The 23,591-nt window shown below is 70.1% G+C and carries 23 protein-coding genes, 1 pseudogene and 1 CRISPR repeat array; of the genes and pseudogenes, 21 read left to right on the plus strand and 3 right to left on the minus strand.

The features are described 5' to 3' along the window. The first annotated feature begins 248 nt into the window (after window positions 1–248). From DFR74_RS19360 to DFR74_RS19430, 16 genes and pseudogenes are all read left to right on the plus strand, one after another. A complete protein-coding gene (locus DFR74_RS19360) occupies window positions 249–623 on the plus strand; it encodes a hydrogenase maturation nickel metallochaperone HypA/HybF (RefSeq protein WP_067506994.1) in 375 nt (124 codons plus the stop codon). A gap of 488 nt (window positions 624–1,111) precedes the next feature. Next, the gene (hypB, locus tag DFR74_RS36695) at window positions 1,112–1,966 is read left to right on the plus strand and encodes a hydrogenase nickel incorporation protein HypB (protein WP_198161711.1); all 855 of its coding nucleotides are present in this window, start codon (window positions 1,112–1,114) and stop codon (window positions 1,964–1,966) included. Window positions 1,967–2,070: 104 nt separating this feature from the next. Continuing rightward, window positions 2,071–3,126, plus strand: a complete 1,056-nt coding sequence (locus tag DFR74_RS19370) for an NADH-quinone oxidoreductase subunit B family protein (protein ID WP_067506991.1) — start codon at window positions 2,071–2,073, stop codon at window positions 3,124–3,126. 12 nt (window positions 3,127–3,138) lie between these two features. Next, window positions 3,139–4,935 (plus strand): nickel-dependent hydrogenase large subunit, encoded by a 1,797-nt coding sequence (locus tag DFR74_RS19375; RefSeq protein WP_067506988.1) that lies wholly within the window; start codon window positions 3,139–3,141, stop codon window positions 4,933–4,935. Between the two features lie 17 nt (window positions 4,936–4,952). Then, window positions 4,953–5,861, plus strand: a complete 909-nt coding sequence (locus DFR74_RS19380) for a NifU family protein (RefSeq protein WP_067506984.1) — start codon at window positions 4,953–4,955, stop codon at window positions 5,859–5,861. Continuing rightward, the gene (locus DFR74_RS19385; protein ID WP_067506978.1) at window positions 5,858–6,487 is read left to right on the plus strand and encodes a DUF5947 family protein; all 630 of its coding nucleotides are present in this window, start codon (window positions 5,858–5,860) and stop codon (window positions 6,485–6,487) included. Before DFR74_RS19380 ends, DFR74_RS19385 begins: the two co-directional genes overlap by 4 nt. Further along, window positions 6,487–7,128, plus strand: a complete 642-nt coding sequence (locus DFR74_RS19390; protein ID WP_067506975.1) for a DUF6084 family protein — start codon at window positions 6,487–6,489, stop codon at window positions 7,126–7,128. Before DFR74_RS19385 ends, DFR74_RS19390 begins: the two co-directional genes overlap by 1 nt. Next, window positions 7,125–8,621: a hypothetical protein gene (locus DFR74_RS37245; protein ID WP_067506972.1), complete on the plus strand. Its 1,497-nt coding sequence runs from the start codon at window positions 7,125–7,127 to the stop codon at window positions 8,619–8,621. Before DFR74_RS19390 ends, DFR74_RS37245 begins: the two co-directional genes overlap by 4 nt. Window positions 8,622–8,633: 12 nt before the next feature. Next, window positions 8,634–8,753, plus strand: a complete 120-nt coding sequence (locus tag DFR74_RS38010) for a DUF6893 family small protein (protein WP_407675017.1) — start codon at window positions 8,634–8,636, stop codon at window positions 8,751–8,753. Between the two features lies 1 nt (window position 8,754). After that, entirely contained in the window at window positions 8,755–9,225 is a 471-nt protein-coding gene (locus tag DFR74_RS19400) for a hydrogenase maturation protease (RefSeq protein WP_067506960.1), read from the plus strand. Beyond that, window positions 9,225–9,467, plus strand: coding sequence for a HypC/HybG/HupF family hydrogenase formation chaperone (locus tag DFR74_RS19405; RefSeq protein ID WP_067506956.1), 243 nt, complete (start codon window positions 9,225–9,227; stop codon window positions 9,465–9,467). The genes DFR74_RS19400 and DFR74_RS19405 overlap by 1 nt, the downstream gene beginning before the upstream one ends. Beyond that, window positions 9,464–11,740, plus strand: a complete 2,277-nt coding sequence (gene hypF, locus DFR74_RS19410) for a carbamoyltransferase HypF (protein ID WP_067506953.1) — start codon at window positions 9,464–9,466, stop codon at window positions 11,738–11,740. Before DFR74_RS19405 ends, hypF begins: the two co-directional genes overlap by 4 nt. A 16-nt stretch (window positions 11,741–11,756) precedes the next feature. Then, window positions 11,757–12,041 (plus strand): annotated as a pseudogene (locus DFR74_RS19415) (HypC/HybG/HupF family hydrogenase formation chaperone); the annotation flags it as partial. Between the two features lie 98 nt (window positions 12,042–12,139). Next, window positions 12,140–13,252 (plus strand): hydrogenase formation protein HypD, encoded by a 1,113-nt coding sequence (hypD, locus tag DFR74_RS19420; RefSeq protein WP_067506942.1) that lies wholly within the window; start codon window positions 12,140–12,142, stop codon window positions 13,250–13,252. Beyond that, window positions 13,245–14,318 carry a hydrogenase expression/formation protein HypE gene (gene hypE, locus DFR74_RS19425; protein ID WP_067506939.1) on the plus strand — a complete coding sequence of 358 codons (1,074 nt, stop codon included), beginning with the start codon at window positions 13,245–13,247 and terminating at the stop codon, window positions 14,316–14,318. The genes hypD and hypE overlap by 8 nt, the downstream gene beginning before the upstream one ends. A 32-nt stretch (window positions 14,319–14,350) precedes the next feature. Next, window positions 14,351–15,109, plus strand: a complete 759-nt coding sequence (locus DFR74_RS19430; protein ID WP_267898911.1) for a DUF6390 family protein — start codon at window positions 14,351–14,353, stop codon at window positions 15,107–15,109. A gap of 84 nt (window positions 15,110–15,193) precedes the next feature. Here the strand turns inward: DFR74_RS19430 and DFR74_RS19435 are convergent, their stop codons facing one another. Continuing rightward, the gene (locus DFR74_RS19435) at window positions 15,194–15,529 is read right to left on the minus strand and encodes an ArsR/SmtB family transcription factor (RefSeq protein WP_067506936.1); all 336 of its coding nucleotides are present in this window, start codon (window positions 15,527–15,529) and stop codon (window positions 15,194–15,196) included. Between the two features lie 74 nt (window positions 15,530–15,603). Between DFR74_RS19435 and DFR74_RS19440 the strand changes: the two genes are divergently transcribed. The 5 genes from DFR74_RS19440 to DFR74_RS19460 are packed head-to-tail and all read left to right on the plus strand — an operon-like array spanning window position 15,604 to window position 20,611. Further along, window positions 15,604–17,217 (plus strand): ABC transporter substrate-binding protein, encoded by a 1,614-nt coding sequence (locus DFR74_RS19440; protein WP_407675259.1) that lies wholly within the window; start codon window positions 15,604–15,606, stop codon window positions 17,215–17,217. Continuing rightward, window positions 17,214–18,251, plus strand: a complete 1,038-nt coding sequence (locus DFR74_RS19445; RefSeq protein WP_407675018.1) for an ABC transporter permease — start codon at window positions 17,214–17,216, stop codon at window positions 18,249–18,251. Before DFR74_RS19440 ends, DFR74_RS19445 begins: the two co-directional genes overlap by 4 nt. Then, window positions 18,244–19,068 (plus strand): ABC transporter permease, encoded by an 825-nt coding sequence (locus DFR74_RS19450; protein ID WP_067506930.1) that lies wholly within the window; start codon window positions 18,244–18,246, stop codon window positions 19,066–19,068. Before DFR74_RS19445 ends, DFR74_RS19450 begins: the two co-directional genes overlap by 8 nt. Continuing rightward, a complete protein-coding gene (locus DFR74_RS19455) occupies window positions 19,065–19,991 on the plus strand; it encodes an ATP-binding cassette domain-containing protein (RefSeq protein WP_067506927.1) in 927 nt (308 codons plus the stop codon). Before DFR74_RS19450 ends, DFR74_RS19455 begins: the two co-directional genes overlap by 4 nt. Next, complete coding sequence (locus DFR74_RS19460; protein WP_067506918.1) at window positions 19,985–20,611, plus strand: ABC transporter ATP-binding protein; 627 nt, start codon at window positions 19,985–19,987, stop codon at window positions 20,609–20,611. The genes DFR74_RS19455 and DFR74_RS19460 overlap by 7 nt, the downstream gene beginning before the upstream one ends. A 196-nt stretch (window positions 20,612–20,807) precedes the next feature. Next, window positions 20,808–21,384: direct repeats of the CRISPR family, unit length 28 nt; unit sequence GTGCTCCCCACGCACGTGGGGATGGTCC. A 286-nt stretch (window positions 21,385–21,670) separates the two neighbouring features. Here the strand turns inward: DFR74_RS19460 and DFR74_RS19465 are convergent. Then, entirely contained in the window at window positions 21,671–22,423 is a 753-nt protein-coding gene (locus DFR74_RS19465) for an SDR family oxidoreductase (RefSeq protein WP_067506914.1), read from the minus strand. An 84-nt stretch (window positions 22,424–22,507) separates the two neighbouring features. Further along, window positions 22,508–23,422, minus strand: a complete 915-nt coding sequence (locus tag DFR74_RS19470; RefSeq protein WP_067506908.1) for a LysR family transcriptional regulator — start codon at window positions 23,420–23,422, stop codon at window positions 22,508–22,510. Between the last annotated feature and the right edge of the window lie 169 nt (window positions 23,423–23,591).

A 23,591-nucleotide genomic window follows, 5' to 3' on the forward strand; every position in this document is an offset into this window, starting at 1 on the left:
TGACCAGACCACCCTCCCGTTGTGCTCCGCGTCCCGCGATCGGCGCGCATGCCCGTCCCGAACGTCGATCGCGTGGATCCCCCGACCCACTTGAAGGATGCCGTAAAGATTTCTGGACCGCAACTGATATCGGTGCTATAAGCCCGCTGCGGGGCGCGTTTGCGGGGAGTTCGCGAGTCGCCGGTTCCGGGGCGCCCGGGGGAGTAGGCTGCGAAGACGGCGTAGGTTCTCGACAGCCCGGGAGCACTGTGCACGAGATGGCGATTACGCAGAGTGTCGTCGATGCGGTCTGCGAACACGCGGCGGGCCGCACCGTGTATCGCGTCGTGCTCGAGGTCGGCGCGCTGTGCGCCGTGGTTCCCGACGCGATGGACTTCTGCTTCGAGTTGGCCACCGAGGGCACGGTCGCGCAGGGGGCACTGCTGGACATCCACACCGTCGCCGCGCGGGCCCGATGCCGTTGCTGCGACAGCGAATTCGAGGTGGCGGGCTTTATCCTGCTGTGCCCGTGCGGCAGCGCCGACGTCGAGATCACCGCGGGGCGGGAACTCCGAATCCGGTCGATGGAAGTGAGCGAACAATGTGCGCCACCTGCGGATGCGAAGGCGATGGACCCGCGCTGATCACCGTGCCCAACGCGCGCGGTGCGCGCGCGGGTCGGCCGGGCGGTGCCGGCGAGTTCGGCGATGCGCGGGCCGGCGCGGGGGAGGGGCACGCGCACTCGCATCCCCACGAGCACGTCGATGCGGAGGGCCGCGTGTACACGCACGAGCATCCACACTCGCATGATCACGCACACGACCACGGTGCCGAGCACGAGCATTCGCACCCGCATCAGCACGTCGACGCGGAAGGGCACGTATACTCGCACGACCATCCCCACTCGCACGGCCACGCGCACGATCACGCTGCGGGACAAGAGTTTTCGAGCGAAGGCGCGCAGGCGGCTCCACACGGTGACGTCCACGCCCACGCACATCCCCACGAACATGTGGACGCCGAGGGCCGCGTGTACTCCCACGAACACCCGCACACCCACGACCACGCGCACGATCACGGAGATGGGCACGCCCACTCGCACCCGCACGAGCACGTGGACGCGGAGGGCCGCGTGTACTCCCACGAACACCCGCACACCCACGATCACGGGCACGAGCACGGCGAGGGCGGCGCCCCCGAGCACTCGCACGGCCACGAGCACTCGCACGGCCACGAGCACTCCCATGCCCCCGAGCACTCGCTCGACCATCCGCATTCCCACGCTCACGAGCGCTCACAGGCCAGCGACCACTCCCACGACCACACGACCACCCTCACCCTCGAACAAAAAGTGCTCGCCAAGAACGACCGGCTCGCCGAGGAGAATCGCGCCTGGCTGCGCGAGCGCGGCATCCTCGCCCTGAACGTCACCAGCTCGCCCGGCGCGGGCAAGACCACCTTGCTCGAGCGCACGATCCGCGATCTCGGCGACCTCCCGATCGCCGTGGTCGAGGGGGATCAGGCCACCCTGCTGGACGCCGAGCGCATCGAGGCGACCGGGGTGGGCGTGGTGCAGGTGAACACCGGCGCCGGGTGCCACTTGGACGCCGAGATGATGCGCCGCGCGCTGGACGCGCTCGACCCCGCCCCGGGCACGCTGCTGTTCGTCGAGAACGTCGGCAACCTGGTCTGCCCGGCCCTGTTCGACCTCGGTGAGCGCGCCAAGGTGGTGGTCATCTCGGTCACCGAGGGCACCGACAAACCGCTGAAGTACCCGCACATGTTCGCCGCCGCCGAACTGGTGCTGGTGAACAAGATCGACCTGCTGCCCTACGTCGATTTCGACGTGGCGCGCTGCGCCGAGTACGCCCGGTCGGTGCACCCGGGCGTGCGGATCATGCCGGTATCGGCCACGACGGGCGAGGGTCTGCCCGAGTGGTACGGCTGGCTGACCGGTCAGCTAACGCCCGGCGTCGTCCGGGCTTGAGGTGCCGACCCCGCACACCTAGACTGATGTGATCGAGATCACAAGAGGCCCGATCATCACTCAGCCCAGGTCGGACCCGTCTCCGCTGCGGAAGGTGGCATCCGATGCCCACTCGAGAAGCAGTCGAAGCCGAGGAAACGTTGATCCACGTCCTGTGGATCAACGCGGGACTCAGTTGTGACGGCGATTCGGTAGCACTCACCGCCGCCACCCAGCCCAGCGTCGAGGAAATCGCGCTGGGATCGCTACCCGGCTTGCCCAAGATCGCCGTGCACTGGCCGCTCATCGATTTCGAGTGCGGACCCACCGGTGGCGCCGACGACTTCCTGGCATGGTTCTTCAAAGCCGACCGTGGCGAATTGGACCCGTTCGTCCTCATCGTGGAGGGCTCGATCCCCAACGAGCAACTGCACGACGAGGGCTACTGGTGCGGCTTCGGCAACAACCCTGCGACCGGTCAGCCGATGACGACGAGCGAATGGCTCGATCGGCTGGCGCCGAAAGCGACCGCCCTGGTCGCCGTCGGCACCTGCGCTACCTACGGCGGCATCCACGCGATGGCGGGCAACCCCACCGGCGCGATGGGTGTGCCCGATTACCTCGGCTGGGACTGGAAGAGCAAGGCCGGCATCCCGATCGTCTGCGTGCCCGGCTGCCCGATCCATCCCGACAACCTGTCCGAGACGCTCACGTATCTGCTCTACATGGCCACCGGCCAGGCCCCCATGATCCCGCTGGACGACGCGCTGCGGCCCAAGTGGCTGTTCGGCGCGACGGTGCACGAGGGGTGTGATCGCGCGGGCTACTACGAGCAGGGCGATTTCGCCGAGAACTACGGTTCGCCGAAGTGCATCGTCAAGCTCGGCTGCTGGGGTCCGGTCGTGAAATGCAATGTGCCCAAACGCGGTTGGATCAACGGCGTGGGTGGCTGCCCGAACGTGGGCGGCATCTGCATCGGCTGCACCATGCCCGGTTTCCCGGACAAGTTCATGCCGTTCATGGACGAACCGCCCGGCGGCAAACTGTCCTCGACCGCCTCGGGCCTGTACGGCTCGGTGATCCGCAGTCTGCGCCACATCACCGGTCGCACCGTGGACAAGGAGCCGCGCTGGCGGCACAAGGGCCAGAAGCTGGAATCCGGCGCGACACGCACCTGGTAAGGGAGATATTCGATGACCGCGATCATCCCCGAGCCGTCGCACCGCACGATCGATCCGGACCACCTGGTGGAGATGGCGTGGGACCCCATCACCCGGATCGTCGGCAGCCTCGGCATCTACACCAAGATCGACTTCGCCAACCGGCAGGTGGTCGAGTGTCACAGCACCTCGTCCATCTTCCGCGGCTACTCGATCTTCATGAAGGGCAAGGACCCGCGCGACGCCCATTTCATCACCAGCCGCATCTGCGGCATCTGCGGTGACAATCACGCGACCTGCTCGTGTTACTGCCAGAACATGGCCTACGGCGTGAAGCCGCCGCACCTGGGCGAGTGGATCGTCAACCTCGGCGAAGCCGCGGAATACATGTTCGACCACAACATCTTCCAGGAGAACCTGGTCGGCGTGGACTTCTGCGAGAAGATGGTCTCCGAGACCAATCCCGGCGTGCTGGCGCGCGCCGAGAACACCGAGGCGCCGCACGCCGGCGAGCACGGCTATCGCACCATCGCCGACATCATGCGCGCGCTCAACCCGTTCTCCGGCGAGTTCTACCGGGAGGCGTTGCAGGTCAGCCGGTACACGCGCGAGATGTTCTGCCTCATGGAGGGCAGGCACGTGCACCCCTCCACGCTGTATCCGGGCGGCGTCGGCACCGTCGCGACGGTGCAGCTCATGACCGACTACATGTCGCGCCTGATGCGGTACGTGGAGTTCATGAAGAAGGTCGTGCCCATGCACGACGACCTGTTCGACTTCTTCTACGAGGCATTGCCCGGCTACGAGCAGGTCGGCCTGCGCCGCACGCTGCTGGGCTGCTGGGGCTCGTTCCAGGACCCGGAGGTGTGCAACTTCGCGTACAAGGACATGGAGGACTGGGGTCGCCGGATGTTCGTCACGCCCGGCGTGGTGGTGGACGGTGAACTGGTCACCACGTCGCTGGTGGACATCAACCTCGGCATCCGGATCCTGCTCGGCAGTTCGTATTACGACGACTGGACCGATCAGGAGATGTTCGTCGAGACCGATCCGCTGGGCAATCCGGTGGACCGCAGGCACCCCTGGAACCAGCACACGAATCCCCGGCCGCAGAAACGCGACATGGACGACAAGTACAGCTGGGTCATGTCCCCGCGCTGGTTCGACGGCACCGATCATCTCGCGCTGGACACCGGCGGCGGGCCGCTCGCGCGGCTGTGGTCGACGGCGCTGGCGAAGTTGGTCGACATCGGGTACGTGAAGTCCACGGGCCGCAGCGTCGAGATCAACCTGCCCAAGACCGCGCTGAAGGGCCCGGTCACCCTGGAATGGAAGATCCCGGCGCACGGCAGCAACACGATCGAGCGCAACCGCGCCCGCACCTACTTCCAGGCCTACGCGGCGGCGTGCGCGCTGCACTTCGCTGAGCAGGCGCTGGCGGAGATCCGGGCCGGGCGCACCGATACGTGGGAGCCGTTCGAGGTGCCCGACGAGGGCATCGGCTGCGGGTTCACCGAGGCCGTGCGCGGTGTGCTGTCGCACCACATGGTGATCAGGGACGGCAAGATCGCGAACTACCACCCGTATCCGCCCACCCCGTGGAATGCCAACCCGCGCGACAGCTTCGGCACGCCGGGCCCGTACGAGGACGCGGTGCAGGGGCAGCCGATCTTCGAGGAGAACGACCGCGAGCACTTCAAGGGCATCGACATCATGCGCACCGTGCGCAGTTTCGATCCCTGCCTGCCGTGCGGGGTGCACATGTACCTCGGCGACGGCGTGGTGCTCGACACCGTGCACTCGCCGACGCAGACGCTGACCGCGCAGTGACGGCGGGAGGTCGAGTCGTGCCGGATCGCCCGGGTGAACGGGAGGCGGGCGGCGAACAGTGGCGCGGTGCGGGTGAGCGCATCGACACCCTGCTCGACGCGTGCGCCGCGGGCGGCCCGGCCGCCCGCGACCGCGCCGAGCGCCTCGTGCGCGAGGTCGTCGGCCTCTACGGCGCCGGTCTGGCCCGCGTGCTGGACCGGCTGGACCCCGGCGTGGTCGACGAGCTGGCCCGCGACGATCTGATCGCGAGCCTGCTGCTGGTGCACGGCCTGCACCCGCACGACGTGCGCACCAGGGTGGCGGGCGCGCTCGACAGCGTGCGTCCCTATCTCGGGTCGCACGGCGGCGACGTCACGCTGGTCGACGTCGCCGACGGGGTGGTCCGGCTGGAGCTGGCGGGCAGCTGCCGGACCTGCCCGTCCTCGTCGGTCACGCTGGAGTTGGCGGTCGAGGACGCCGTCCGGGCCGCCGCGCCGGAGATCGAGACCATCGAAGTGGTTGCCGCCGAACCGGATTCGCCCGGCGGGGTGATCCCGGCGGAATCGCTGTTCGCGCGTGTGCACCCGGCCGAGGCGCACGCGGGCAGCTGGATCGCCGTGCCCGAACTGGCGGACCTGGCGCCCGGTGAGGTCGGCGGGTTCACGGTGGGGACGCTGGTGGTGCTGGCCTGCCGGGTCGGCGACGACCTGTTCGTCTACCGGGATCGCTGCGCCGCCTGCGGGGAGTCGATGGCGGGCGCGGCGCTGCACCGCAGGCCGGGACATCCGGTCGGCGACGCCGTACTGCGCTGCCCGCGCTGCCGCGCGCACTACGACGTGGTGCACGCGGGGGCGCGGCTGGACGGCGACGAGCACTTGGAGCCGTTCCCGGTGCTCACGCGCTCGGGTGCGCTGTCGGTGGCCGTGCCGGTGGAGGTGGCCGGATGACACGGGGTTTCGGCGCGCTGCGCCGCATCGCGACCGGCGATCCGCCACCCCTGGCGGTCGAGGAGCGCTGCGAGATGTGCGCCGATCCGATCGGCGCGGCGCATTCGCACGTCGTGAATCTCGAAGGCAGACAACTGATGTGCGTCTGCCGGATGTGCTATCTGCTGTTCACCGACCAGAACGCGGAACTGCGCTACCGGGCCGTGCCGGACCGGTACGTGTCCTTCCCGGACTGCGTGATCACCCAGGACGAGTGGGACGCGCTACAGATTCCGGTCGGCCTGGCGTTCTTCTTCACCAACTCGGCGCTGGGCCGCACGGTCGTGTTCTATCCCGGACCGGCCGGGGCGACGGAATCCGAACTGCCGCTGGATGGTTGGCACGCGATCCTGGCCCGGCACCCCGAGCTGGACATCCTCGCCGACGATGTGGAGGCGCTGCTGATCCGCATGCCGGAGCGCGGGGGCGAGGGCGCCTGCCTGCTGCTGCCGATCGACGCCTGTTACGAGTTCGTCGGCCGGATGCGCCTGCTGTGGCGCGGATTCGACGGCGGCGCGGAGGCCAGGGCCTACCTGGCGGACTTCTTCGCCTCGATGTCGGCGCGCGCCCGCCCGGAGGTGGCGTGATGCCCGCGTACTCGATGACGTTCGCCGTGTTGGAGATCCGGCCCGAACCCTACGCCGCCGGCCCGGTGCTCTCCGCACGGGTCGGCATCGCCGCGCTGGGGGAGGAACCGGTGCACGCCATCGCTTTACGCGCGCAGGTGCGCATCGAACCGTACCGGCGCTCCTACACGGACGAGGAGGGCGCGGGCCTGGTCGACCTGTTCGGCCCGCGGGAGCGCTGGCAGGAGACGCAGAAGTCGTTCCTCTGGATGCACTGCGCCACCATGGTTCCCGGCTTCTCCGGCGGCGCCGAGGTGGAGCTGCCGATGCCGTGCACCTACGACTTCGAAGTGAGCGGCTCGAAATACCTGCACGCCCTGAGGGAAGGGACGGTGCCGCTGGTGTTCCTGTTCAGCGGCACCGTTTTCATCAAGGGGCACAGCGGTTTCGCGGTGCAGCAGGTCCCGTGGGACCGGGAGGACAAGTTCGACATGCCGGTCTCGGTGTGGCGGGACCTGATGGCCGCGCACTACCCGAACGCCGGCTGGGTGCGGCTGCACCTGGAGACGGTGGAGGCGCTGGCCGCCTACAAGTCCTCGCACGGCCTGCTCGGTTTCGACGACGCCGTGAACCGCCTGCTCGCCCAGGAGGAGGTGCGATGACGGCCGCGCTCGCCCGTGCCCGCGCCGTCGCCGACGCGGTGCTCTACGAGGGCTATCTGCTCTACCCGTATCGGGCGGATTCGCGGAAGAACCGCTCGCGCTGGCAGTTCGGTGTGCTCGGACCGGTGGGTGCGGCCGAGGCCGGGGTGGGGGAGGAGCCCTCGCTCGAGGGGCAGTGCGTGGCGCGCGCGCAGGCCGGCGCGACGCTGACGCTCACGGTGCGGTTCCTGCAACTCCAGCGCCGCGCGGTGGAGCGTGGCGGGGAACCGGTGCCGGAGTTGGTCATCGGGGAGACCACGTGGATCAGCTGGGACGAAACCGTCGAGCGGGAGCTGGTTTTCGGACCGGTGCCGATCGCCGACGCCGCTTTCCCGGTGGTCGCCGAACCGGCCCGCGATGTGGAGGAGTTGCCGGGGGACGCGCGGATCGTGCGCACGCGAAGTGAGGTGACCGGTGAGCTGACGTTGACCGTACATTCCGAAGGTTCGTATCAGCGCGTCGCTGTGTCGTTGCGCAACACGGGCATTCTCCCCGAGCCCACGGACAAGTCCACCGCCGCCGCGCGGTCGTTGCTGGGCGCGCACGTGATCGCCGAAATCCACGACGGAGCCTTCATGTCGCTGCTCGACCCGGAACCCGCTGCCGCCGAAGCGGTGACGCACTGCACGCAGCACCGCTGCTTCCCGGTGCTCGCCGGACCGCCCGGTGACCACGGCGTGGTGCTGGTCTCCCCGATCATCCTCTACGACCACCCCGAGATCGCCGAGCAGAGCAAGGGACCCCTGTTCGACTCCACCGAGATCGACGAGATCCTCACCCTGCGCGTCATGACGCTCACCGAGGACGAGAAAGTGCGCGCCCGCGCCACCGATCCGCTCGCCGCGGCCGTCATCGACCGCTGCGACAGCATGACGCCCGAGGAGATGCGCGCTTTGCACGGCGTGCTGCGCGATCCGGAGCGCCGCGTGGCGGCGACCGTCCCGGTAGCTCCGGGTGGCGCGGCCACCGACGGTCTGCCGCCCGGTGATCCACCGGACTTCGTGGGCGAGCACTTCGACATCGCGGCGTTCGGTCCCGACTCCGAGGGCGTGGTGCCGCCCGAATCCGGACTCGTCGAGGGTGAAACGCCCTCTCGTGCCGAGGAATCCGCGCCGGTGCGCCTGGTGCCGGAGGTCCCGCCCGACGTGGATTGGTGGGATCCGGAGGCCGACGGCGCGGTGCGCCCGGAATCGGACGCCGTCACGGTGGGCGGTGTCGCGGTGCGGCGCGGCAGCCGGGTGCGGCTGCACCCCTCGCGCCGCGCGGACGCGCACGATCTGTTCTACGACGGCCGGGTCGCCACCGTCGCCTCCGTACACGCCGACGTGGACGGCGAGACGCACGTGGGCGTGGTCATCGAGGACGATCCGGCGGCCGACCTGCACGCGTGGTACGGGCGCTACCTGTATTTCGCGCCCGATGAACTCGAACCGATCGTCAACGGCGACAAGTGAAAGGAGCGGGTCATGGAAGTAGTGGGTGTGGTGGCGACGGTTGTCGTCGGCCTCGCCGTGGCCGCCGGGGCGTACCTCGGGCTGCGGTCGATCCCCGATCTCCGGCGCTACCTGAAGATCCGGCACATGTGAGATGAGCGCACGCGTGCTCATCGCCGGGATCGGCAACATCTTCCTCGGCGACGACGGGTTCGGACCCGAGGTGGTGCGGCGGCTGCCCGCCGATCTCGGCGGCTCGGCGCGGGTGGTGGACTACGGCATCCGCGGGATGCACCTGGCCTACGACCTGCTCGAGCCGTGGGACGCGCTGATCCTGGTGGACGCGCTGCCCGACACCGGCGAACCCGGCCGCGTCGAGGTCATCCGGGCCGAATCCGGCGGCGGCGCGGCGGGACTCGACGCGCACGCCATGAACCCCGAGGCCGTCTTCGCCGCCGTGCGCGCGCTCGGCGGACAGATGCCGCGCACCGTGGTGGTCGGCTGCCAGGTCGAAACCCTCGCCGAGGGCATCGGTCTCAGCGACACGGTGGCCGCGGCGGTCGGCCCCGCGGCCGACGCTGTGCGCGCGCTGGCCGCCGAACTCGCCGTCCCCCAGGAGGCGTGATGTGCCTCGGCATCCCCGGACAGGTCGTGGAGATCCCCGACGGGTACCACGGCCAGATCGCCGTGGTCGATGTCGAAGGGGCGCGCAGGCAGGTGAATATCGGCCTGCTGGAAGACGATCCGGCCCGGCCCGGGGATTGGGTCATCATCCACATGGGCCTGGCGGTGGAGAAGACCGACGCCGAGGGCGCGGCTCGGGCGTTGTCGGGGTTGAAACTGCTGGGGCGGGGTGAGGTTCCGTGAGTGCGCGGGTGCGCCGCCGCCTCCGTGTGCGAGGCGTGGTGCAGGGCGTGGGTTTCCGGCCGTTCGTGTACACGACGGCGGCCGAACTGGCGCTCACCGGCACCGTGGCCAACGATCCCGACGGCGTGCTCATCGAAGTCGAGGGCGCACCGGCCGCCGTGGACGAATTCGCCAGGCGGGTAACCGAACAGCCGCCGCCGCTGGCCGTGGTGGCGTCGGTCGAAGCGCAACCGATCGAGGTGCGGGGCGGTACGGGGTTCCGGATCGCCGACACCGCAGGGGGTTCCGGCCGCACGCTGGTGTCCCCGGACGTCGCGATCTGCGCGGACTGCGCGCGCGAATTGCGCGACCCGGCCGACCGACGCTATCGGCATCCGTTCGTCAACTGCACCAACTGCGGGCCGCGCTTCACCATCATCGCCGGGCTGCCGTACGACCGGGAGCGCACGTCCATGGCGGATTTCGCGATGTGCGCGCGGTGCGCGGCGGAGTACGCCGACCCTGCGGACCGGCGGTTCCACGCGCAGCCGGTGGCGTGCCCGGAGTGCGGGCCCACGGTGCGATTCTTCGAGGCTGCCGAGTCGACCGCCAACACTGCCGATCCGATCGCGGCGGCGCGCGTATTCCTCAGCGGCGGAGGCATTCTCGCGGTCAAGGGCATCGGCGGCTACCACTTGGCCTGCGATGCGGACAACGACGAGGCCGTACGCACTCTTCGAGCGCGAAAGCGGCGCGGGGACAAGCCATTCGCCGTCATGGTCGCCGATCTCGACACGGCCGCCGAACTCGTGCGGGTCGACGCGACCGCCGCCGCGTTGCTCTCCGGCGCGCAGCGCCCGATCGTCCTGCTGCCACGCGGAAGCCGTTCCGTCGCACCGTCCGTCGCCCCCGGCAACCCCGACCTCGGCGTCATGATCGCCTACACGCCCCTGCACCTGCTGCTGTTCGGCCTGCCCGGCGACCCGCCCGGCCCGCGCGTCCTGGTCATGACCTCGGGCAACCTCGGCGGCGAGCCCCTCTGCTACGAGGACGCCGACGCCCGCACCCGGCTGGCCGGGCTCGCCGACGCCTTCCTCACCCACGACCGGCGCATCCTGGTCCCCTGCGATGACTCCGTGGTGCGCGTCCTCGACGGTGCGGAACTGCCGGTCCGCCGCTCCCGCGGCTACGCACCGCTGCCGCTCGCGCTGTCGTTCCCGGTGCCGCCCACCTTGGCCGTCGGGGCCGACCTGAAGAACACCTGCGCCGTCGCCGAGGGCCGCTACGCCTGGCTCAGCCAGCACGTCGGCGATATGGACGACCTGGCGACCCTGCGCGCGTTCGACGCCGCCCACACCCACCTCGAGGAACTCACCGGCGTGCGCCCGCGCCGTCTCGTCGCCGACGCGCACCCCGGCTACCGCTCCACCGCCTGGGCCCGCGACCACGCGGGCGACCGGCCCGTGCAGACCGTGCAGCACCATCACGCCCACATCGCGGCCGTGATGGGTGAGCACGGGCTCGCGGTGCACGACACGGTCCTCGGATTCGCCTTCGACGGAACGGGTTACGGCCCCGACGGCGCGGTGTGGGGCGGGGAGATGCTCGTCGCCGGATACAAGGGATACCGGCGGATCGCGCACTTGCGCTACGTCCCCCTCGCGGGTGGCGACGTGAGCGTGCGCAGGCCCTATCGGATGGCGCTGTCGCACCTGCGCGCCGCGGGCATCGACTGGACTCCCGAGATTCCCTCCGTCGCCGTCTGCCCCGAATCCGAAAGCGCCGTGCTGGCCCACCAATTCGAGACCGGGCTCGGCTGCGCGCCGACCTCCAGTATGGGCAGGCTGTTCGACGCCGTGGCGTCGCTGGCGGGCGTGCGCCACGTCGTCGACTTCGAGGCCCAGGCCGCCATCGAGTTGGAAGGCCTGGCCCGGCGCGAGACCTGTTCGGGCGGTTACCGATTCGCCTGGCATAACGGCGATCCGGCGGCCGTGGACGCCGCACCCGTGATCGCGGCCGTGGTCGCCGACGTCACGGCGGGCGTCGCGCCCGGCGTGATCGCCGCCCGATTCCACCACGCCGTCGCCGATCTGGTCGCCGAGACGGTGCGCAGGCACGCGGCACCGCACCTGCCGGTCGCCCTGTCGGGCGGCGTCTTCCAGAACGCGCTGCTGCTCACCATGACGCGGGAGCGGTTGCGCGGCGACGGTATCCGCGTCCTCACCCATCGCCGGCTGCCACCGAACGACGGCGGACTCGCGTTCGGTCAGCTCCTGGTCGCCGGCGCGGGATGAACGGAAGGAGAAGACCATGTGCCTTGCGGTACCCGGCAGAGTGCTCAGCGTCGACGAACGCGACGGCACGCTGATGTCGGTGGTCGATTTCGGCGGCGTCCACAAGGACGTGTGCCTGCAGTACATCCCGGACGTCGCCATCGGCGACTACGTGGTGGTGCACGTCGGATTCGCCATCCAGCGTCTCGACGAGGAATCCGCGCTGCGGACCCTGGCCGAGTTCGAACACCTCGGCGTGCTGGCCGAGGAATTCGGCGACGGGTTCGCCCTCGCCGCCGCCCAGGCGGGCGTCGCGAATCCCGCCGCACCGCCGGAGGACGCGAAGCCCTCCGCCCCACCGCGACCCGGCGACGCCACAGCCCAGGCGTCCGGCCGCGCCACCGACCGGGAGGCCACGACATGAAATACCTCGACGAATTCAGCAACCCCGAGCTGGCGCGACGCCTGCTGGAACGCATCCGCTCGGCCACCAGCAGACGGTGGGCCATCATGGAAGTCTGTGGCGGGCAGACGCATTCGATCATCCGCCACGGGATCGACCAGTTGCTGCCCGACCGGATCGAGATGATCCACGGCCCCGGCTGCCCGGTCTGCGTCACACCGCTCGAGGTGATCGACAAGGCACTCGAGATCGCCGCCCAACCCGGGGTGATCTTCTGCTCGTTCGGCGACATGCTGCGGGTGCCCGGCAGCCACAAGGACCTGTTCCGCATCAAGAGCGAGGGCGGCGACGTGCGCGTGGTCTACTCGCCGCTGGACGCGCTGCAGGTGGCCAAGGCCAACCCCGACCGGCAGGTCGTGTTCTTCGGCATCGGCTTCGAGACCACGGCCCCCGCCAACGCCATGACCGTGTATCAGGCCAAGCGCCTGGGCATTCCGAACTTCTCGCTGCTGGTCTCGCACGTGCTGGTGCCGCCCGCGATCGCGGCCATCATGGAGTCGCCGGACTGCCGCGTGCAGGCCTTCCTCGCGGCCGGACACGTCTGCACCGTGATGGGCACCGGTGAGTACCCGCCGCTGGCGGAGAAGTACCGAGTTCCCATGGTGGTCACCGGATTCGAGCCGCTCGACATCCTCGAAGGCATCCGCCGCACCGTCGAACAACTCGAAGCGGGGCGCCACGAGGTGGAGAACGCCTACCCGCGCGCCGTCGCGGCGGAAGGCAACCCGGCCGCGAAAGCCATGCTGGAGGACGTCTTCGAGGTCACCGACCGCGCGTGGCGGGGCATCGGCGTGATCCCGCGCAGCGGCTGGCGACTGTCGGACGAGTATCGCGAGTACGACGCCGAGCACCGGTTCCGCGTCGGCGACCTGCACACCGCCGAATCGAGCGTGTGCCGTTCGGGCGAGGTGCTGCAAGGACTCATCAAGCCGCACGAGTGCTCCGCGTTCGGCACGCTCTGCACGCCGCGAAACCCGTTGGGCGCCACTATGGTCTCCTCGGAGGGCGCGTGCGCCGCCTACTACCTGTACCGGCGTCTGGATCTGCCCGCGGAGGTCGCTCATGCGTGAGGAGAGCACGCCGCCCACCATCGATATGGACGGCTGGGTGTGCCCGATGCCGCTGCGCGACGCGCCGAACATCGTCATGGGGCACGGCGGTGGCGGCGCCATGTCGGGCGAGCTGATCGAGCACCTCTTCCTGCCCGCGTTCGGCGCGGCGGCCGACGCCGGGATGGGCGATTCGGCCGTGCTCACGCTCGGTGGGGCGCGGCTGGCCTTCTCCACCGACTCGTTCGTGGTGAAACCGATGGTGTTCCCGGGCGGGTCCATCGGCGATCTCGCGGTGAACGGCACGGTGAACGACCTCGCCATGTCGGGCGCCCGGCCGATGGTGCTGTCGACCGCGTTCATCCTGGAGGAGGGCACGGCGCTCGCCGAGATCGCGCGGGTGGCCGAGGCGATCGGCACCGCCGCGCTCGCCGCGGGCGTCACCTTGGTGACCGGCGACACCAAAGTGGTGGACAGTGGCCACGGCGACGGCGTCTACGTGAACACCGCCGGGATCGGCCTGGTGCCCGACGGGGTGGACATCGGTCCGCGCCGGGCGCGGGTGGGCGATGCGGTGCTGGTGAGCGGCGAGATCGGGCTGCACGGCGTGGCGGTGCTGAGCTGCCGCGAAGGGCTCGAATTCGGCACCACCGTCCTCAGCGACACCGCGCCGCTGCACGGCTTGGTCGCCGCTATGCTCGCCACCGGAGCCGATGTGCACACCTTGCGCGACCCCACGCGCGGCGGTGTCGCGGCCGCGCTCAACGAGATCGCGGGCACCTCGGGCGTGGGCGTGTCGCTGGACGAGCGCACGCTGCCCGTCCCCGACGGGGTGCGCGACGCGTGCGGTCTGCTCGGGCTCGATCCGCTGTACGTGGCCAACGAGGGCAAGCTGGTCGCGTTCGTGGCGGCCGGCGACGCCGAGCGCGTCCTCGCGGCGATGCGCGATCATCCGCTCGGCGCGAAGTCGGAGATCATCGGCACCTGCGTGGCCGAGCATCCCGGCATGGTGGTGGCGAAGACGGCGCTCGGCGGGACCCGGGTCGTGGACCTGCCCGCCGGCGAACAGCTACCCCGGATCTGTTGACGGCGAAGGGATCACGGCATCGGGAGCGAGCGGTGAACACCAAGATCGAGGCGCGCGACGGCGTGGACATGTTCGCGCGTTACGCCTACGCCCCCAACCACCTCGGCTTCTGCGGGCCCGCGGACACGACGGCGCTGCGCGATGGCGACGCCGAGCGGGTGCGTGTGCTCGCGCGCGGCTTCTCCGGCGCGTGGCCGTATCTGTGTGTGCTGGCGCGGCTTACGGGCATCGCCGATCCGCTGGACAAGCGGCTGGTCGAATCGTACTGGCTTGGCGGGGGAGTGGGCGCGGAGCTGGATCGCGGTGAATTCCTCACGGCCCTACTGGATCTCATCGGGCCCGTCGCGGGGAGCTACTGGTCGCACCTCGGCCCGGAGCTGGTCGCGGAGGCGGCGGCCGATCACGCCTTCCACGTGTTCGCGGTGTATCCGTGGAGCCGGTTGCTGACCACCCGGGCACCCGAGAAGCCGCGGGAGATTCTCGACAACTGCCGCATCACGCCCGCCGAAGTGGTGGCGCGGGAGGGATCGACGCTCACCGTCGCCTTCCGGCCGCTGCGGTGGGACGGTGCGGAATTGACGCTGGCGGACGAGGTTTCGGCCGAGGTTCCGGTGACGATCGACGGCTACGCGGCCCTGCCGGACACGGCTCCCGGCGATCTGGTGGCGTTGCACTGGGGTCACCTGTGCGGCAGGCTGACCCGTGCGCAAGCGGATCGGCTCGTCGGTGAGACGGAGGATCGGTTGCGGGTGACGAGTACGCGATTGGCGGTGGGGCGCGCTCGGGCGTGACTACTCGCGCCGCCTCCTTCATCAGAATCAATATCCGAAAAGCAATGTAGTCGTAGGGTATTCAGTGATGAGCTTCGACGCGGCTCACGGATGCCGGGCGCCGATGGCGTGCAACGCCTCGTGGATGACCGGATCGGTCAGCCGGTAGGTGACCGAGCGACCGACGCGCGTCGCCTCGACGCAGCCCTCGTGCCGCAGTAGGCGCAGGGCCTGGGAGATCGCGTTCTCGGAGCGGCCGGTGGCGGTGGCCAGCTCGCCGACGCTGATGCCGGGCCAGCGGTGCAGGCACAGCAGGATCTCGAGGCGGTTCGGATCGGCCAGCAGGCCGAAGCGGCGCGCCCAGCCCCGCACGTCGACATCGCGCAGTGCATGCTGTGCGCTGTCGACCGGTGATCCCGTCAACGATCGCGGCTCTCCCATGGTGCTTTCGAGCCTAGCCGGATGTGATCTGGAGCACTATCATCTGTCTATCTGAACAGATGAATAAGTGGGTGATGCCGATGCGGCACTCGTCGAGGGCTGCGGTCCTGTTCAGCGTGGTCTGCGCGGTCGTCGCCGCGGTGACATCCTGCGGGCCCGGCCCGTCCACAGAGGCCGACGCCCTGGTGCTCGCCGACCCCTACGAGCTCGGCGGCTACAACCCGATCGCCGGATACGGTCCGGCCGGTGAGGGACGGCTCTACGAGGGGCTGCTGAAACTCTCGGGCGGCGAAGGGCTGCCGAGCTTTGAGCCGCTGCTCGCCACGGCCGCACCCGAGCCGAACACCGACGCCACGGTGTGGACCGTGCCGCTGCGCGCGGGCGTGCGCTTCACGGACGGAACGGATTTCGGCCCCGACGACGTGGTGGCCACCTACCGCGCGCTGCTCGACCCGGCGTCCGCCTCGGAACTGCGTTCCTCGTTCGAGATGATCGAGCGCGTCGACGCGGTGGACCCCGCGACGGTGCGGTTCACGCTGCGTTACCCCTACGCCGCGTTCCCCACCAAACTACTGATCGGCATCGTGCCCGCCGAATCCGTCGCGACACCCGGTCCGGCCGCCGAATCCCCGCTCAACACCGAACCAGTCGGGACCGGACCCTACCGGTTGACCCAGCTCACGCCCGACCGCGCGATCTTCGAGGTCAACGAGAACTATTGGGGCGCAACGCCGCAGGTGCGGCGGCTGACGCTGCTGCACGTCCCCGACGACAACACCCGGGCCCAGCGCATGGCCGCGGGCGAACTCGACGGCACCACCCTGCCGCCGCTGCTCGCCGCGACCTTCGCCGACCGCTCCGGCACGGCGGTGGTGGCGCACGAGTCCGCGGACTGGCGCGCGGTCTCGATGCCGGCGGCCGATCCGGTGGCGGGCGACCCCGCGATCCGGCGGGCGCTCAACCACGCCGTCGACCGGCAGGCCTTCATCGACGCCGTGCTCGGCGGGCACGGCCGCCCCGCGCACACTCCGTTCGCGTCGTTCTACGGCGCGGCCTACGACCCCGGCGCGGTGTTCCCCTTCGATCGCGCGCTCGCCGAACGCATTCTGGACGAAGCGGGTTGGCGCGCCGCCGCCGACGGTGTGCGCGAAAGAGGCGGCGTCCGAGCCGAATTCACGGTGATGTACAACGCGTCCGACACGTTGCGCCGGGATCTGGCGCAGGCGTTCGCCTCCGACGCGCGCCGGGTCGGCGTCGAAGTCGACCTCGAGGCGCTGTCGTGGGACCGGATCGAACCGCGGGTGACGTCGGACGCGATCCTGCTCGGCGGCGGCAGCGAACCGTACGATCCCGACACCCAGGCGTATGCGACGCTGCACTCGCCGTCGGCGGATCCGGGCGCGGGCAGCGTCTACGACAACGCGAGCCGCCACTCCGATCCCGAGATCGACGCGCACCTGGAACGGGCGCGGCGCAGCCTCGACCCGGACGAGCGGGCCGCCGCGTACCGGCGGGTGCAGGCCGAATACCTCGCCGATCCCTCGCTGGTGTTCCTGGTGTTCCTCGACCACGTGTACGTCGCGAAGGACAGCGGGTGGACCATGTCGGGCCCGGTGCTCGAACCGCACAGCCACGGCGTCGGATGGGGACCGTGGTGGTCCCTGCACACGTGGACGAGGCGGTCATGACCACCACCGCGACCCGCGCGCTCCAGGTCGAACCCGCGCCGCCGCGGCGGAGCCGGTTCCGCGGGCGCGGGGTGCCGAGGATGATCGGGCGGCGGGTGTTCGCGCTGGTGCCGGTGTTCGCGGCGGTGTCGGCGGGGTTGTTCGCGGCGGCCGCGGTGTCGCCGTTCGATCCGCTGGTCGGCTATCTCGGCGACCGTTACGAGTCGGTCGGCGAGGCCGACAAGGCGGCGATCACCGGCGAGCTGGGCTTGGAGGCCCTCTGGTACGAGTTGTACTGGCGATGGTTGAGCGCGCTGTTCACCGGTGACCTCGGCATGTCCCGCCGCTACGGGCAGCCCGTGAGTGACGTTCTGGCCGAACGCATTCCGTGGACGGTGCTGCTGGTGGTGCTGGCGCTGTCGCTCGCGGTGATCGTCGCGCTCGCGGTCGGCGTGTGGGCGGGCATGCATCGCGACGGGTATGTGGACCGCGCGGTCGCGGCGATCTGCGTTGTGGTGCAAGGGCTTCCGCCGTTCGTGCTCGGCCTCGCGGCGATCGGCGTGTTCGCCGTCGGGCTCGGCTGGTTGCCGCCCGCCGGGCTCACCGACGCCGGCGCGGATCCCGATGTCGGGCAGGTGGCGCGGCACCTGGTGCTGCCGGTGAGCGTGCTGGCGATCTCGCAGCTGCCGTGGCTGCTGCTCGCGGTGCGGGAGTCGGTGTCGTCCGCGCGCGGTGAGGATTTCGTGGCGGGCGCGGTGGCGCGGGGTGTGGACCCCGCGACGGTGACGCGTCGTCACATCGTGCCCATGTCGCTGGCTCCGTTCGTCACCATCCTCGGTGTGCGCCTGCCCGAGATCGTGGTCGGCGCGGTGCTGGTCGAGGAGGTGTTCTCCTGGCCGGGCATAGCGGGTGCGTTCGTCGGGGCGGCACGGGATCTGGACATGTCGCTGCTGGCGCTGCTGACCGTCGGCACCACGTGCGCGGTGTTGCTCGGCTCACTGCTCGCCGATATCGCCTGTGTGGCACTGGATCCCAGGGTGCGGGCCGATGAATGAGCGACGGCGGTTGTGGGTGGTCGGCGCGGTGCTCGCCGTCGTCGCGGCGTACGCGGTGCTGGTGCCGTGGTTGAGCGGGGTGGACGACCGGCTCACCGATTTCGCCGCGGCCAGGCGGCGACCCTCGGCCGAGCACTGGTTCGGAACCGACTCGGCTGGTCGGGACCTGTTCGTCCGGGTCGCCGCCGCCATCCGCACGTCGCTGATCGTGGCCGCCGCGGCGGCGGGCCTGGCCACCGTGCTCGGCGTGACCGTCGGCACCGTGTCTGCCCTGGTCGGCGGGCGTGTGGACCGGATAGTCATGCGGGTGGCCGACACCGCGAACGCGCTGCCGCACCTGCTGCTCGGCATTGTGATCGTCGCGATGTTCCGCGGCAACATGCTCGCGGTGGTGCTGTCCATCGGCCTCACGCACTGGGTGCAGGTCGCGCGCATCGTCCGCTCGGAATCGCTGAGCCTGCGCGAACGCGAGTACGTCGCGGCGGCTCGGCTCGCGGGCGCGGGCCGAGCGCATCTGCTGCGCACGCATCTGCTGCCCGCCGTCGCGCCGCAGGCGCTGATCGCCGTCGTCCTGCTGCTGCCGCACGCCGTCTGGCACGAATCCACCTTGTCCTTCCTGGGATTCGGGCTGCCGCCGCACGAGCCGAGTCTCGGCACGCTGCTCGAGGAAGCGCGGTCCTCGCTGCTGCTCGGCGGGTGGTGGACGCTGGTGTTCCCGGCGGGGGTGCTGGTGGTGACGACGCTGGCGGTGGCCGTGGGCGCGGCGTCGCTGCGGGCGATCGTGCTGCCGCCGAAACCGTCGAAGGCGTTGCGATGAACGGGCATTCGCGGGTGGCTGTGCGTGGCCTCGAGATCGAGCGGCTGACCGTGCGGATTCCCCGGAACGGGACGGTGGTGCACGCGGCGACCGACGTGTGTCTCACCGTGGCGGCCGGGCGGGTGATGGCGCTGGTCGGCGAGTCCGGTTGTGGGAAGTCGATTGTGGCGTCGGCCGTGACGGGTCTGCTACCACCCGGCGCGGTGGCGAGCGGGACGGTGGTGTTGCGAGTGGCGGACGGTGATCTCGACACGCTCACCACCGGCCTGCGTTTCCGGGGCAGGCACGTGGGGTTCGTGCCGCAGTCGCCGGTCACCCATTTCACACCGGTCCGGACCATTCGGTCGCAGCTGGACGAGGCGTTGGTCGCGCTCGGAACCGGTTGGACGGCAGCGGAACTCGTCGCGCGGGCGGGCCTCGCGGCCAGTGCTCTGGAACTGTATCCGCACGAACTGTCCGGGGGGATGGCGCAGCGCGCCGCCGTGGCCGCCGCGCTCGCCGGGGACCCGGAGGTCCTCGTCGCCGACGAACCGACCTCCGGCCTGGACAGCGCCCGCACCGATGACGTGCTGAACCTCCTGCGCACCTGCGCCGACGACGGCGCCGCCGTCCTGCTCATCACCCACGACCTCGCCGCCCTGCTGCGCACCGGGATCGCCGACACCCTCGCCGTGATGTACGCGTCCCGCCTCCTGGAACTGGGTCCCGCCACCGAAGTCCTCACCGACCCCTGGCACCCCTACACCCGCGACCTGCTCGCCGCGCTCCCCGAACGCGGCCTCCACCCCCTCCCGCACCTCTCCCCGGAACTGACCGACCTCACCGAACACGACTGCCCCTACACCCGCGGCCCCTCCGAACTGCGGATTGTCGGCAATCGCGCGGTGCGCGGCGGGGCGTGGACGGAGGGGGAATCATGCTGACGGCGACCCGGCTGTGCCTCGGCTATGGGCCGGGGGAGTCCGTCGTCGAGGGCGTCGACCTGACTCTCGCACCCGGCGATATCGTGGGTCTGACCGGCGAATCAGGTTCGGGAAAAACGACTCTCGTCCGCGCGCTGGCCGGGCTCATCGCGCCGCGCGCGGGTGCCGTCACGCTCGATGGCCGCGCCGTGGATCTCCGCCGTGCCGACATCGCCGTCGTCTTCCAATCACCCCGCCCCGCCACCAACCCCCGCCTCACCCTCGCGAGCATCATCGCCGAACCCCTCCGCATTCGCCGCGAACGCGCCGACCTCACCGCACTCGCCCGCGAGGTCGGCTTCACCCCCGACCTCCTCGCCCGCCGTCCCCACGAGGTGAGCGACGGCCAACTCCAGCGCGCCTGCGTCGCGCGCGCCCTCGCCCAGCGCCCCCGCTTCCTCCTCTGCGACGAACCCACCGCCATGCTCGACGCCGCCACCACCGCCGCCATCGCCCGCCTCCTGACCACCCGCGCCACCGCCGGTGACCTCGGCCTTCTCCTGGTGAGCCACGACCGCCCGCTCCTCGACGCCTGCCACGCCCACGTCCACACCCTCACCGCGGGCACCCTCACCACGTGAACGATCCGCCGCACCGCCCCCACCCCACCCCCGGGTACCCTGAACCCGACACGCCTTTCCGCCGGTGCTGAGCAACTGATCCATCGGTGTCTCGGATACGTAACGCCGACGGTCAGGCGTGTCACCTTCACCAACCACCTTCCCGACAGTGGTCGAAAACTTGGTTACCGGCCGGTAGAAGCCCAGGTCAGGAAGTGTGCTCCCCACGCACGTGGGGATGGTCCCGGAACCGTTTTGAGCTGGCAGGCCATGAATTGGTGCTCCCCACGCACGTGGGGATGGTCCGTCCCACTCCCGCTTCGAGCGGACCGACCGCAGGTGCTCCCCACGCACGTGGGGATGGTCCGCCTTGCGCATCGTTGACACCGATGGTCGTGGCGTGCTCCCCACGCACGTGGGGATGGTCCTCGACCTCGACGCCCGCAGCGCCTCCCCGGTCCGTGCTCCCCACGCACGTGGGGATGGTCCCGACATCTGGACGCGGCCCGAGCGACTGCTCCGGTGCTCCCCACGCACGTGGGGATGGTCCGGCGTAGGTCTTCGCGGCGGTATGGATGTCGGCGTGCTCCCCACGCACGTGGGGATGGTCCGTACGGCAACGAGGCCGCCCACGGCGTGCTGCGGTGCTCCCCACGCACGTGGGGATGGTCCGACGACACCGACCGCCTCGTTCGCCCAGCCCGCGTGCTCCCCACGCACGTGGGGATGGTCCTGTCTTCGAATGGCTCTAGTGCGAGAAGTGTCCGTGCTCCCCACGCACGTGGGGATGGTCCCGAGGGCAGTGGCTGAAGACGGAGGGCGCGCGGTGCTCCCACATACGTGGGGATGGGCCGGTTCCCGCGTATGCGGAAGGCGCGACAGCGGAGTGCTCCCCACGCCTGCGGGAGTATTCGGGTCACGCCGACGATCCTGAGTGGTCTGCCCTGCATCCGCGCGATCGACAACCTCAGCGCCACGTGCGGAGACCGGGCCCGACATTCGACGGTTCGCGCACGTAAGTCGCTGAGAATACTGTTGTTTCGTAGACCGCCGATCAAATACCCAGCACCCCAACAACTCTCACCGCGTCGTATACCCACCATTGGCGAAGATCGTCTGTCCCGTGATCCATTTCCCGTCGGTGACGAGGAACTCGATCAGCGGGGCGATGTCGGTGATGTCGGTGAGACGCCCGCCGAGGGCCTGGGACTTGTGGAACTCCACGCGCTCCGGAGTCTCCTGCCCGTAGAAGAACGGGGTGTCCATCGGTCCGGGCGCGACGTTGTTCACCGAGATGCCTCGGGATGCGAATTCCTTGGCGGCGGCGCGGGTGAAGTGCTCGACCGGGCTCTTGGCGCCGGCGTAGGTGGAGTACCCGTCGGTGAACGCGGCGAGCAGCGCGGTGAGCACGGTGACGACGCGGCCGTTGTCGGCGAGCCGCCTGCCCGCCTCCTTGAGGAAGAAGTACGCGGCCTTCGCGTTGATGTCGAACATCGAATCATATTCGGCCTCGGTGGTTTCCGTGATGGGCTTGCGCAATACCTTGCCCACCGTGTTCACCGCGACATCGACCGAGCCGAAGGCGGTGAGTGCGGTGTCGAACATCCGCTCCACGTTCGCGGGGACGGTCAGGTCGGCCTGGAATTTCACTGCGCGCACGCCCGCGTCCTCGACCGCCGCGACGGTCTTGTCGGCGTCGGGTTCGGTGCTCGCGCTGTTGTAGTGGACCAGGACGTTCGCGCCGCGCTGGGCGAGCCCCACGCTGACCAACCCGCCGAGGTTCTTCGCGCCCGCCGCCACGATCGCGGACTGGCCTGCCAGTGCCTTCGTCATGAATTCCTCCGTCTGCTGGTTTCGAGTGCACCTTCGACGCTAGGGACGGCAGTCACAAATGTGAAACAGAAAATTGCGGTCTATCTACAAGTTCTGGTTGTCGGAAATCGTGAGGAGGTCCCGCACCGCCGACCGGGTGTGCGGTAACCACAGCGCCTGGATCGGTGTGAGCAACGGGTCGTCGAGATCGAGGACGACGACCGCCCCGCCGAGCGCCGGACCCGCGGGTGCGGTCACGAACGCCACCGCGTCGGGATAGTCGACGACGGCGGTCACCGGCGCCGTCCCCTGCACCCGGTCCACCACCAGCTCCGGTTCGAAACCCGCACGGCGACAGGCGCTCAGGATGAAGTCGGTGTAGAACGACGACCCGGGCGGCGCCCACACCACGATCCGCTCGGCACGCAACTCGCCGATCCCGACCGTGCTCCGCCCGGCGAGGCGATGGTCCCGGGCGACGGCGACGCGCAGTCGGTGGTAGGCGATGGTCGCACTCGCCAGTGTCCGCGACGCCGCGATCCCGCGCCGCAACGCGACGTCCACCGAGCCCTCCCGCAACGCGGGCGCGAGATCGCCGGGGAACATCTGCTTCGCCAGAATCGACAGCTCCGGCAGTGCGGCCCGCACCGGCCCCAGCAGCTCGTGCACTTCCTCGCTCGTCACCGCCGGTGTGTGCGCGACGACGAACGGCCGCTGCTGCGCCGCCGCCGCGTCCCTGACCTGCCCCGTCAGCACACGGCTCGCCGCCAGCAGCGCCGTGGCCCCCTCCCGCAACGCCTCCCCGGCGGCGGTCACCGAGACCTGCCGCCCGCTCCGGTCGAGCAGCGTCACCCCGAGCTCGCTCTCCAGCTTCGCCACCGAGCTGCTCAGCGCCTGCTGGCTCACGTGCAACCGTTGCGCCGCCCGGCTGAAACCCCCGCACTCCGCCACGCACAGGAACTGCCGCAGTCGCCGCAGGTCCAGCGGCTCCTCCCACCGGAACTCCGCATCCTCCACCATGCGCGCATGGTAGCCGCGCCCACACCCGATCCCGGGGGATGCCGGGCCGCGCTTTCAACGCGTTCGGCAACCCCGCCACCTGTCTCCGCAACGCCCCCGGGCGAGACCGGCCCCCGATTCTGGATCTCCGGCGCGATCACTTCCACTCGGGACGGTGCTCGCGAATCGG

The organism is Nocardia puris (assembly GCF_003315035.1).
Lineage (GTDB): Bacteria > Actinomycetota > Actinomycetes > Mycobacteriales > Mycobacteriaceae > Nocardia > Nocardia puris.